Origin of the sequence: uncultured Methylobacterium sp., from assembly GCF_964244095.1 — a bacterium.
GTDB lineage: Bacteria > Pseudomonadota > Alphaproteobacteria > Rhizobiales > Beijerinckiaceae > Methylobacterium.
Map to the genome: position 1 here is coordinate 1 of NZ_CAXTHR010000135.1, position 11247 is coordinate 11247.

9 protein-coding genes and 1 pseudogene are annotated in these 11247 nt (G+C 71.4%); 1 reads left to right on the plus strand and 9 read right to left on the minus strand.

Going from position 1 to position 11247, the window contains the following annotated elements:
* From ACFE86_RS17745 to ACFE86_RS17785, 9 genes and pseudogenes are all read right to left on the minus strand, one after another.
* A partial coding sequence (locus ACFE86_RS17745; protein ID WP_375456645.1) for an electron transfer flavoprotein subunit beta/FixA family protein occupies positions 1–426 on the minus strand: 426 nt, incomplete at its 3' end.
* A 199-nt stretch (positions 427–625) separates the two neighbouring features.
* The gene (locus ACFE86_RS17750; RefSeq protein WP_375456646.1) at positions 626–1198 is read right to left on the minus strand and encodes a cob(I)yrinic acid a,c-diamide adenosyltransferase; all 573 of its coding nucleotides are present in this window, start codon (positions 1196–1198) and stop codon (positions 626–628) included.
* A gap of 22 nt (positions 1199–1220) precedes the next feature.
* The gene (locus ACFE86_RS17755) at positions 1221–1835 is read right to left on the minus strand and encodes an acyloxyacyl hydrolase (RefSeq protein ID WP_375456647.1); all 615 of its coding nucleotides are present in this window, start codon (positions 1833–1835) and stop codon (positions 1221–1223) included.
* A gap of 148 nt (positions 1836–1983) precedes the next feature.
* Positions 1984–2169 (minus strand): twin transmembrane helix small protein, encoded by a 186-nt coding sequence (locus ACFE86_RS17760; protein WP_375456648.1) that lies wholly within the window; start codon positions 2167–2169, stop codon positions 1984–1986.
* Between the two features lie 168 nt (positions 2170–2337).
* The gene (locus tag ACFE86_RS17765) at positions 2338–4983 is read right to left on the minus strand and encodes a TIGR02302 family protein (RefSeq protein WP_375456653.1); all 2646 of its coding nucleotides are present in this window, start codon (positions 4981–4983) and stop codon (positions 2338–2340) included.
* Between the two features lie 95 nt (positions 4984–5078).
* Complete coding sequence (locus ACFE86_RS17770) at positions 5079–6284, minus strand: polyhydroxyalkanoate depolymerase (protein WP_375456649.1); 1206 nt, start codon at positions 6282–6284, stop codon at positions 5079–5081.
* Positions 6285–6714: 430 nt separating this feature from the next.
* Positions 6715–7497: an SDR family oxidoreductase gene (locus tag ACFE86_RS17775; protein ID WP_375456650.1), complete on the minus strand. Its 783-nt coding sequence runs from the start codon at positions 7495–7497 to the stop codon at positions 6715–6717.
* Between the two features lie 70 nt (positions 7498–7567).
* Positions 7568–8635 carry a phosphotransferase family protein gene (locus ACFE86_RS17780; RefSeq protein WP_375456651.1) on the minus strand — a complete coding sequence of 356 codons (1068 nt, stop codon included), beginning with the start codon at positions 8633–8635 and terminating at the stop codon, positions 7568–7570.
* Positions 8632–9877, minus strand: a pseudogene (locus ACFE86_RS17785) (acyl-CoA dehydrogenase family protein). Before ACFE86_RS17785 ends, ACFE86_RS17780 begins: the two are co-directional and overlap by 4 nt.
* A 357-nt stretch (positions 9878–10234) precedes the next feature.
* Between ACFE86_RS17785 and ACFE86_RS17790 the strand changes: the two are divergent.
* Positions 10235–11247, plus strand: a 1013-nt coding sequence (locus ACFE86_RS17790) for a DNA gyrase subunit A (protein WP_375456652.1), incomplete at its 3' end; no start/stop codon positions are given.

Genomic DNA, 11247 nt, shown 5'->3' on the forward strand with positions numbered 1-11247 from the left:
GAAGGTGCCCTGCGGCCAGCCGAGCAGGGCGGCCAGCATCTGGCCGGTCTGGTTGGAATCGTCGTCGATCGCCTGCTTGCCGAGGATGACGAGGTCCGGGCTTTCCTTCTCCACGACGGCCTTGAGGAGCTTGGCCACCGCCAGGGGCTCGCAGTTCACGTCGGTCTTCACGAGGATCGCGCGGTCGGCGCCCATGGCGAGCGCGGTGCGCAGCGTCTCCTGCGCCTGTTGCGGCCCGATCGAGACGGCGACGATCTCCGTGACCTTGCCCTTCTCCTTCAGGCGGATCGCCTCCTCGACGGCGATCTCGTCGAAGGGGTTCATCGACATCTTGACGTTGGCGAGGTCGACGCCCGAACCGTCGGCCTTGACCCGGATCTTGACGTTGTAGTCGACGACCCGCTTGACGGGCACCAGAACCTTCATGGCGGTCCACTTCCTCCGCACGCAGATTTTTCTTGGTCGGGAGAACCAGGGCGGCTCGTTTTTGCGGCTCGCACAGGGCGCGGACCGTAGCGGCCGCATTTCCGCCTTGTCAACGCAACGCCGCCGCGCGACCGCCTGCCGAGAGTTGCGCGTCGGCGCTACGGTCGAGCGGCGGTCCGTCGCGGCGTGGCCGGTCGCGTTACCGGTTCTTGCCCGGCACCCAGAGCACGTCGTCGACCCCGTCGGCATTCGCCGCGCGGCTCGCCACGAACAGGAAGTCGGAGAGGCGGTTGAGGTACTGCAGCGCCTCGTCCGAGACGATCTCGCCCTCGGTGGCGGCGAGCGCGACCGCAAGCCGCTCGGCCCGCCGGCAGACGGTGCGGGCCAGGTGCAGCGCGGCCGCCGCCGGCGACCCGCCGGGCAGCACGAAGGATTTCAGCGGCGCGATGTTGGCGTTCAGCGCGTCGATGTCGGCTTCCAGCCGCGCGACCTGGGACGCCACGATCCGCAGCGGCTCGTGGGCCGGCGGCGTCGCGCTCGGTGGCGTGGCGAGGTCGGCGCCGAGGTCGAACAGGTCGTTCTGGACCGCGGCGAGCATCGCGTCGAGGCGGGGCTCGGCGTGCAGGCGGGCGAGCCCGACGCAGGAATTGGTCTCGTCGACGGTGCCGTAGGTCTCGACCCGCAGGTCGGCCTTCGAGCGGCGCTGCCCGTCGGCCAGGGCCGTCGTGCCCTTGTCGCCGGTTCGGGTGTAGATGCGGTTGAGGATGACCACGGGTCCGCCGGCGCTATCGGGATCAGAAGGTGTAGCCGAGCTTGCCGCCGAAGTTCGTCAGCCCGCGGTTGTTGGAACAGAGGCCGGCGTTCGACATGTGCTCGACGGTGGCCATGATACTCCAGTGCTCGGTGATCCGGAAGCCGAGCGCCGCGGCCTCGCGGAACAGCGGCGAGCAGCCGAGCGAATTGAAGCCCGGCGGCGTGAACGCCTTCTGGCCGGTCGAGCCGTTATGCGCGCCGGCCCCGAAGAATCCTTCGAGGAAGACGACGTTGCCGAAGGTCTGCGGGAACAGGTCCACCGTCCAGGTGCCGCCGACATAGGCGTAGCTGGTGCGGCCGCCGAAATTGTAGCTGCCGCCGATCGTCGGGCGCGGCACGAAGGCCTGCCAGAACGGATCGAGGCTGACCCCGGGCTTCGCGAACAGGACCTCGCCGTTGACGTTGTTGGTGTTCCGCTCGGCGCTGCCCGGGTCCTGCACCGCACCGCCGATCCGGACCTCGGAGACGATGCTGAGCGGCTGCACCGGCGGCGCGTAGGCCGCGGGCCGGGGCGCGGAGCCGAGATCGGCCGCCGCGGCAGGCGCGGCGGCTGCGAGGACGAGGGCGCCGACGAGGCGGTGCGTGGAGGACATCATGCGGGACGGGTCCGTTCGGGCCCGCCATCCCTATCATGAAGCCCGGCCCGGCCGGCAGCGTGAGGGGTGGCTGTTTCATCCCCCTCGCATCGAAATGCCGCCCGGTGCGGCCCGGCGGTCACAGTGCTCCGGGCAAGCCGGATACCACTCACGCCGAGCGCCACCACGCCACGCCCATGATGACGAGGACCGCCACGAACTGGAGCAGCACGCGCAGGCGCATCAGGCGCTGCGACAGGTTCGCGTCGCCGCCGCGCATCATGTTGGCGAGGCCGATGAGCAGGATCACCGCCACCGCGAGGCAGGCGACGAGGACGACGGAGTTGCCGGACATGGATGCGCGATCTCAAGGCTGCGTTCTGGCCCGCACCATAGAGGCTTCGCGCCCGCCCCGGCAGGGACGAAGCGCCGCTCCCCGAGCCGGAATGACGGCGGAGGCAGGTCTAGGGAGCTTCGGAGACGCGTGAATCCGTAAGCCTGGACCGGGGGGAGAGGCGCGTCGTCAGTTCCGCCGCAGCAGCCGCTCGAAATAGTCGAGTTCCTCCTGCGGGCGCGTCGGGTCGCCGAGCTTGCGCCGCAGTTCCTCCATGATCCGCCGGGTGCGCTGCACCGCGGATTCGTCGGCCGTCGGCACCTTCACGCGGCCGTCGCTCATGTCGCGCCCGCGGGTCGGGCGGCCGAGCGGGTCGTCGTCCTTGGCGCCGGCCTGGCCCTGCCGGCCCGGCGTCTCGCCCTCGGGCTTGTCGCCCTGACCGTCCCCCTCGGCCTCGGCCATCTCCTGGGCCTGCTGCTGCAGGCCGTCGGCGCCGCGCTTCAGCCCGTCGAGGGCGCGCCCCTGTGCGTCGACCGCCTCGCCCTCGCGGCCCTGCTTGAGCGCGTTCTCGGCCTCGCGCATGGCGTCCTCGGCGTCGGCGAGACCTTCCTCGCCCTTCATGCCGTTCTCCTTCATGCGGTTCTGAAGGTCCTCCAGGCGCTGCCGCAGGGCCTGCTGACGCTCGCCGACGCCGCCCTGCTGACCCTGGCCCTTCTCACCCGGCCGCCCCTGTCCCTGCTGACCGGGACTCGGCTGACCCGAACCCTGCTGACCTCTCCCCGGCTGGCCCTTCTGGCCGGGCTGCTGCCCCTGCTGGCCTTGCTGCTGACCCGGCTGGTTGCGCTGCGGGCGCTGGCCGCGCTGGCCCTGCTCGGCGCCGGGCTTCTCCTGCCCCTCCTTGAAGGTCTCGTCGCGCAGGCCCTGCTGCTCGCGGGCCATCTGGTCGAGCTCCTTCATCTGGCGCTGCATCTCGCGGGCGGTCGGGTCGGACTTGCTGCCCTGCTCGGCGCTCTGCAGGTTCTCCAGGATGTTGCGCAACTGCTCCATCAGCCGCTGCGCTTCCGCGGTGTCGCCGCGCTTCATCGCCTCGGCCATGTCCTGGAGCATCTTGTCGAGGTCTTCGCGCGTCACCGTCTTCGAGGGCTGGCCCTGCTTGTCGCGCGCGCCGAGGTCGCGCGGCTGCCGGCCCTGCTTCTCGGCCAGCTCCTTCATGAACTTGTCCAGCGCCTGCTTGAGGTCCTGGGTCAGGCGCTTGATCTCCTCGTCGGGCGCGTTCTTCTCGATCGCCTGCTTGAGGCGGTCCTGCGCCTGCCGGAGCTGCTTCTCGGCATCCGAGAGGTCGCCGTCCTCGATCTTGAGGGCCATCTCCCACAACAGGTCGGCGACCTCGGTGAGGGCGGCGTCGTCGCCTGCCGCGCGCAGGCGCCGCGCCGCGGCCTTCAGCCCGAGGAACACGCCCGGCTGCGGCGTGAACAGCTCGGGCGCGACGAGCATCGCGTCGAGCGACGTCTGCACCCGGCGCCGGCCCTCGTCCGGCGTCACGACGAGGCGGCGGCGCTCCTCGGCGAGCGCCCGGGCGAGGGGATCGCGGAACGGACGGGCCGGCAGCACCATCTCGACGGCCGGCGTGCGGCCCTCCTGGCCCGCCTCGTCCTTGACGAGGTAGGTGAAGCGCACCTTCGCGCCCGCCCACGGGTTGTCGGTGAGGTCGACCAGCGTCCTGGTGTCGGTCTCGCCGCTCGCGTCGCCGGGGAGCGCCAACGCGATCCGCGGCGGCGGCACCAGCGCACGTGCCCCATCCGGCGGCTCGACCAGCCCTTCGGCCGAGGCGATGCCGTAATCGTCCTTGGCGCGGTAGGTGAGGTTGAAGGTACCGCGCCCGTTCACCTCCGGCCCGCCGACGCCGCGGACCTCCGGCGGACGGTCGGGGATCGCCTCGACGATCAGGCGCCGGCCCTGGCCGGGTGCGCCGATGGCGAGCTCGGCCGTCGGGCCGACCACCTGGAACCTGTCCTCGCGCAGGTCCGGCCGCGCCTCCTTGCCCGGGACCGGCCTCAGTCCGGCATTCGCCGTCAGCACCGTCCGCGCCGGATCTTCGCCGGCGATCCGCACGATGAGCTGGGAATTGACCGGCGCGCGCAGGCGCTGCTCGCCGCCGGACATGGCGACCACCAGCGGCGGCATCCGGGTGTAGAGCGGCGGATCGATCCAGCCGTCGATCCGGAAGTTCGGCCCGGCGGCGGTCGCCCCGCGCCAGTCGAAGGCGCTGCCGAGCCGGTCGCGCCATTCGGGGCCGGCGACGAACAGGCTCGCCACCGCCGCGACCACGAGGCCGGCGCGCAGCGCGAACGGATCGTGGCGCGGCATGCCGGGCCGCGGCCGGCCGACGCGGAGCTTTGCCACGACCGCGGCCGCCCGCGCCTGATGCAGCGCCCAGAGCGCGCGGGTCTCGGGATCGGTCGTGCCGACCGCGAGGGTGTCCGCGATGGTCGCGGCCGGGGCATGGGCGAGCGCCGCGTCGCGCGAGGCCGCCTCGCGGTCGATGCGGGCGAGCGCGGTCCGCCGGCCGCCCGGGCGGAGGCGCAGGAGCGGGACGAGCACGGCGAGGCCGGCGATGGCGAAGGCGGCAAGCCCCGTGATGCGCCAGGCGGGCGCGAGATCGAGCCAGAGGCCGAGCCAGGACGCGACGCAGAAGGCGAGCAGCACGCCGAGCCCGCGCCACAGCACCGGCCAAGCCCGCTCCCACAGCCCGGCGGCGTTCGCGCGCGCCACAAGCCGGTCGAGGCGCGCCGCAGCCTCGGGTCGGTTCGGATCGGTCCTGCTCACGCCCGCAATCGCCCCGCCGCTGCCGTCCGAACGCCACTGGTCAGGCTAGCATGGTGGGCACCGCGGGCCAGCGGGTCAAATCCGCTCAGGGACCGGGCCGTCGATCAATCGTGCGACTGGATGAAGTTGCGCACCAGCGGGTAGGTCTGGCTCTCCCACTTGCGGCCCGAGAACACCCCGTAATGGCCGACGCCGGCCTGGAGGTGGTGGCTGCGCATGTGCGGGGCTAAGCTGGTGCAGAGGTCGTGCGCCGCCATGGTCTGGCCGACGGCGCAGATGTCGTCGCGCTCGCCCTCGACCGTCATCAGCGCGGTGCGGCGCACGCTGCGCATGTCGATCGGGTCGCCGCGATAGGTGAGCTCGTTCTTGGCGAGCGTGTAGTCCTGGAACACCGTCTTCACGGTCTCGATGTAGAACTCCGCCGCGAGATCGAGGACGGCGAAGTATTCGTCGTAGAAGCCAGCAATCGCCTCGGCCTTCTCGGTCTCGCCGTTGGCCATGTGCCAGAACAGGTCCGCGTGCCCCTGCATGTGGCGCTTGGTGTTCATCGAGACGAAGGCCGAGACCTGCACGAAGCCGGGATAGACCCGCCGGCCCGCGCCCTTGTGGCGCCTGGGCACCGTGGCGATGAGGTTCTTCTCGAACCACGCGATCGGCTTCGAGGTGGCAAGCACGTTCACCGACGTCGGGTTGATGCGGCAATCGACGGGGCCGGCCATCAGCGTCATGCTGCGGGGCGCGGCCGCATCCTTCGATTGCGCCATCACCGCCGCCGCGGCGAGCGCCTGGACCGTCGGCTGGCAGACGGCGAGCAGGTGGCCGCCGCCCATCGCCTGCAGGAACCGCACGAGGTGATCGACGTAGTCGTCGAAGCCGAACCGGCCGTCCGAGAGCGGCACGTCGCGGGCGTTGTGCCAGTCGGTGACGTAGACGTCGTGGTCCGGCAGCAGGGTCTTGACCGTGCTACGCAGGAGCGTCGCGAAGTGGCCCGAGAGCGGGGCCACCACCAGCACCTTCGGCTGCTCGGTGTCGATGTCCTTGCGGAAGCGCAGCAGCGTGCCGAAGGGCGTGGCGAAGACCGGCTCCTCGACGACCGGCACCGCGCGGTTGCCGACGGTGACCGTCTCGATCCCGAAGGCGGGGCGCGCGAAGGTGAGGCCGGCCCGCATCATCATCCGGGCGCCGGCCGACCACCAGTTCACCGGCTCGCCCAAGCCCGCCCAGGGCGAGACCGCGTCGTGCATCACGCGGCCCCACGCCCGCGTCTGCCGGGCGAGATCGCACTGCATCTCGAACGCGTCGTACAGCATGGGACGGTCACTCGTGCGCGACCGGTCCGGCACGCGGGCGATCACGGCTTCGGGGAGAGGCTGATACGCCGCTGCATGCTGCATCGTCATGAGTGCAGGATGAGTTCGGCGCAGGAGCATCGCAACCGCCAAAAACGACAAAGTCGGCGGCCTGTGCTTTCACGGTATCAGCTTTCACCGGTCCGCGCTCGCCCGTTCGCGCACCGGCCTGCTCGACGGGGCCGATGAGCGGAGGAGCGACGCCGCCCCCGACCTCGACCGCCAATGCGAGGCCGGCGGTCGCGACGCGGCCGACCTGTTCGCGCCGCCGCTCCCGCGGATCTATCCGCTCGCCTCCATCACGATCATCGCCTCGATGGCGGCGCGCGTGCCGAAGCGGGCGCGTGTTTCCCGCTTCCCTCTGCCGGGGGAGGGGTTCCCGGCCTGAGCCTCACCCGATCGCGCCGCTGGCGATGGTCACCCCGCCATCGACCACGATCGCCTGCCCCGTGGTGAAGCGCCCGGCGGCGGACGCCAGGAAGATTGCCGCGCCGGCGATCTCGTCGGGCTCGCCGATGCGGCGCAACGGGGCGCCGGAGGTCGCGGCCTCCAGCACCTTCGGGTCTTCCCACAGGGCGCGGGCGAAGTCGGTGCGCACGAGGCCGGGGCAGATGCAGTTCACCCGCACGTTGTGCGGGCCGAGTTCCACCGCGTAGTTGCGCGCAAGTTGCATGTCGGCGGCCTTCGAGACGTTGTAGGCGCCGATCACCGGCGAGCCGAGCAGGCCGCCGATCGACGACACGATGACGATCGCGCCGTCCCGCCGCGCGACCATGCCCGGCGCCACGAGCTGGATCAGCCAGTGGTTCGAGAGGACGTTGTTCGACAGGATCTTGTGGAACTGCGCGTCCCCGATCCCGGCGAGCGGGCCGTAATACGGGTTGCTCGCCGCGTTGCAGACGAGCACGTCGACGGCGCCGAGGCGTTCGTTAGCCTCGCCGATCAGCCGGACCAAGTCCGCCTTCACCGAGATGCTGGCCGGCACGGCGATCGCCCGGCCCGCGCCGTGCGCCGCCGCGATCTCGGCCACCACCGCCTCGCAGGCCTCCCCTTTTCGCGACGATACCACCACCCGCGCGCCCTGCTCGGCCATGCGCAGCGCGATGGCCCGGCCGATGCCGCGCGACGAACCGGTGATGACGGCAACCTTGCCCGTCAGGTCGAACAGCGACATCGGCTTAATCCTTCCGGCGTCCGTCGGAACCGCGTCGCGCTGCCGATCCGCTCCGAGGCGCCCATCGCCCTCACGCCCCGGCCTTCACGGCGAAGGACCACGCGGCCTCGGCGAGCCGCGGCACGCGGGCGGCCATGGCGGCGGCGTGGTCGCTGGCCGCGGTGCCGGCCTTCATCCGCCCGGCGATGCCCTGGAGGATGCCCACCAGCCGGAACAGGTTGTAGGCGAAGTACCAGTCCAGGTCCGGCAGGCGGTCGCGCCCGGTCCCGCGGCAATAGAGCGCCGCGGCCTCGGCCCGCGTCGGGATGCCGAGGGCTGCCAGATCCAGGCCGCCGAGCGCGCTGCGCCCGTCGGCTGGCAGCACCCAGTGCATCAGCAGGTAGCTGAAATCGGCGAGTGGATCGCCGAGCGTCGAGAGCTCCCAGTCGAGCACCGCCGCGACGCGGCCTCTGTCCGGGGAAAAGATCATGTTGTCGAGGCGGTAGTCGCCGTGGACGATCGAGACCCGGTCCTGCTCGGGAACGGACCGCGGCAGCCACGCGATCAGGCGCTCGGCGGCCTCCAGACGCTCGCCCTCGGCGGCGCGGTACTGCTTCGTCCAGCGTTCCACCTGCCGGGCGAAGTAGTTGCCCGGCCGGCCGTAATCGGACAGGCCGACGGCGGCGTGGTCGATGCCGTGCAGGCGCGCGAGCGTGCCGATCATCGCCTCGTAGACGGCGCGCCGCGCCGCGGGTGCGAGGCCGGGCAGGCCTGCATCCCAGTGCACCGCGCCCTCCACCGCCTCCATCACGTAGAACACCGCGCCGATGACGCCTGCGTCTTCGCACAGCGCGTCGGCGCGCGGCACCGGGAAGCCGGTGCCGTGCAGCGCGCCGATCAGCCGGAACTCACGCTCCACGGCATGCGCCGAGGGCAGCAGCGGCCCGAAGGGCTTGCGCCGCAGCACGTAGGCGCGCCCGGGCGTCTCCAGCCGGTAAGTCGGGTTCGACTGGCCGCCCTTGAACTGGCGCAGGGTCAGCGGCCCGGCGTAGCCGGCGACGTTTGCCCCCATCCAGCCGTCGAGCGCCGCCGCGTCGATGCGGTGGCGCGGCTCGACCGGCTTGGTACCGGAGAACACGACATCCGGCGCCGCGCTCATGCGGCGGGAGCCGCGTCGGCGTGGCGGGCGAATTCGAGCCGTGCGATCGCCCGGTTGTGGACCTCGTCCGGCCCGTCGGCGAGGCGCAGCGTGCGCACATGCGCGTAGGTGCGCGCGAGGTCGAAGTCCTCGCAGACGCCGGCGCCGCCATGCGCCTGGATCGCGGCGTCGATCACCTTGAGCGCGATGCGCGGCGCGGCGACCTTGATCATCGCGATCTCGCCCCGGGCGGCCTTCGGCCCGACCTTGTCCATCATGTCCGCCGCCTTCAGGCAGAGCAGGCGCGTCATCTCGATGTCGATGCGCGCCTCGGCCACGCGCTGCTCCCAGACCGACTGGTCGGCGAGCCGCTTGCCGAAGGCGGTGCGCGACAGGAGCCGGCGCACCATCGCCTCCAGCGCGGCCTCCGCCGCGCCGAGGGTGCGCATGCAATGGTGGATGCGCCCCGGCCCGAGGCGGCCTTGCGCGATCTCGAAGCCGCGGCCCTCGCCGAGGATCAGGTTTTCCGCCGGCACGCGGACATCGCGTAAGATGACTTCGGCATGCCCGTGCGGCGCCTCGTCGTAGCCGAACACCGTGAGCAGCCGGCGGATCTCGACGCCGGGCGCGTCGAGCGGCACGAGGATCTGCGATTGCTGCTCGTGGCGCTCGGCATCCGGGTCGGTCTTGCCCATCACGATCGCCACCTTGCAGCGGCGGTCGCCGACGCCCGTCGACCACCATTTGCGGCCGTTGACGACGTAGTGGTCGCCGTCGCGGCGGATCGACGTGGCGATGTTGGTGGCATCCGAGGAGGCGACTTCCGGCTCGGTCATCAGGAAGGCGGAGCGGATCTCCCCCGCCATCAGGGGCTTGAGCCAGCGTTCCTTCTGCGCCGCGCTGCCGTAGCGGTGCAGCACCTCCATGTTGCCGGTGTCGGGCGCCGAGCAGTTGAACACCTCGGACGCCCAGGCGACGCGGCCCATCGCCTCGGCGCAGGGCGCGTAGTCGAGGTTCGTCAGCCCGGCGCCGCGGAACGCCTTCGTGTCGTGCTCGGGCGAGGGCGGGAGGAACAGGTTCCACAGGCCTTCGGCCCGCGCGCGCCTTCAGGCCCTCGATCACCGCGGAGGGCGCCCAGCGGTCGGGCACCGTCGGCGCCGTCTCGGCCTTCACCGCGTCCAGCGCCGGATGGACGTGCGCGGCCATGAAGCCGCGCACGCGTTCGAGCCAGCGCACCTGCGTCGAGGACGGGGAAAAATCCAAAGCGCCGCTCCCTGAACCCGCCGCCGTTCCGCCGCGGCCGGGTAATCGGAGCGTACTCCCGCCGCGAATCGGGCGACAACCCCGAACCCGTCCGAACCCGCCCGCCATCGTGCGCCGGCCGCCGCACCGGAACGCCGCACCGAGGGGATCACGCAGGACCTCCGGCTTGGCATCCCGCTTGGCATCCGGGCCGTGGATCGCACCCGAGACGGCGCTTGCGCCCAGCGCCCGCGGGCATTAATTAAGCGCCTGAAATCATTCGTCTTCCCCCACGCCGAGCCGCTTGCGCCCTTCCGGCGTGCGCCGCATCGGAAAACCGCCCCGGACGCGGGGCCTTCGCGACACGGATGAAAGCCCTTGGCCGAGAACGACGACACGGGCGCCGGCACGCCGCCGCCCGCCAGCGACATCAAGCCCGTCTCCATCACCGACGAGATGCGCCGCTCCTACCTCGATTACGCGATGAGCGTGATCGTCGCGCGCGCGCTCCCCGACGCGCGCGACGGCCTCAAGCCGGTGCACCGGCGCATCCTGTTTGCGGCCTACGAGAGCGGGCACCTGCCCGAGCGGCGCTACGTCAAGTCGGCCCGCATCGTCGGCGACGTGATCGGCCAGTACCATCCGCACGGCGACCAATCGATCTACGACGCCCTGGTGCGCATGGCGCAGGACTTCTCGATGCGGCTGATGCTCATCGACGGGCAGGGCAATTTCGGCTCCGTGGACGGCGATCCGGCCGCCGCCATGCGCTACACCGAATCGCGCCTGGCCAAGCCCGCGACCGCGTTGCTCGCCGACATCGACAAGAACACCGTCGATTTCCAGTCGAACTACGACGACACCCGCGAGGAGCCGACCGTCCTCCCGGCGCGCTTCCCGAACCTGCTCGTCAACGGCGCGGGCGGCATCGCCGTCGGCATGGCAACCAACATCCCGCCGCACAACCTCGGCGAACTGATCGACGCCTGCGTCGCGCTCATCGACGAGCCGGGCCTGACGATCGAGCAGTTGACCGAGATCGTGCCCGGCCCGGACTTCCCCACCGGCGGTTCGATCCTCGGGCGCGCCGGCACGCGGCTCGCCTACGCGACGGGGCGCGGCTCGATCATCATGCGCGCCAAGTCCCACGTGGAGGAACTGCGCAAGGAGCGCGAGGCGCTGGTGTTCACCGAGATCCCGTATCAGGTGAACAAGGCGACGCTCGTCGAGAAGATCGCCGAGCTGGTCAAGGAGAAGCGCGTCGAAGGCATCTCGGATCTGCGCGATGAATCCGACCGCGACGGCATGCGTATCGTCGTCGAGATCAAGCGCGACGCGATGGCCGAGGTGGTGCTCAACCAGCTCTACCGCTTCACGCCGCTGCAATCCTC

Excerpts from the sequence above, each read along its gene's own strand:
- ACFE86_RS17780 (WP_375456651.1), bottom strand. The coding sequence starts at position 8,635 with ATGAGCGCGGCGCCGGATGTCGTGTTCTCCGGTACCAAGCCGGTCGAG.
- ACFE86_RS17770 (WP_375456649.1), bottom strand. The coding sequence starts at position 6,284 with ATGCTGTACGACGCGTTCGAGATGCAGTGCGATCTCGCCCGGCAGACG.
- ACFE86_RS17760 (WP_375456648.1), bottom strand. The coding sequence starts at position 2,169 with ATGTCCGGCAACTCCGTCGTCCTCGTCGCCTGCCTCGCGGTGGCGGTG.
- ACFE86_RS17755 (WP_375456647.1), bottom strand. The coding sequence starts at position 1,835 with ATGATGTCCTCCACGCACCGCCTCGTCGGCGCCCTCGTCCTCGCAGCC.
- ACFE86_RS17775 (WP_375456650.1), bottom strand. The coding sequence starts at position 7,497 with ATGTCGCTGTTCGACCTGACGGGCAAGGTTGCCGTCATCACCGGTTCG.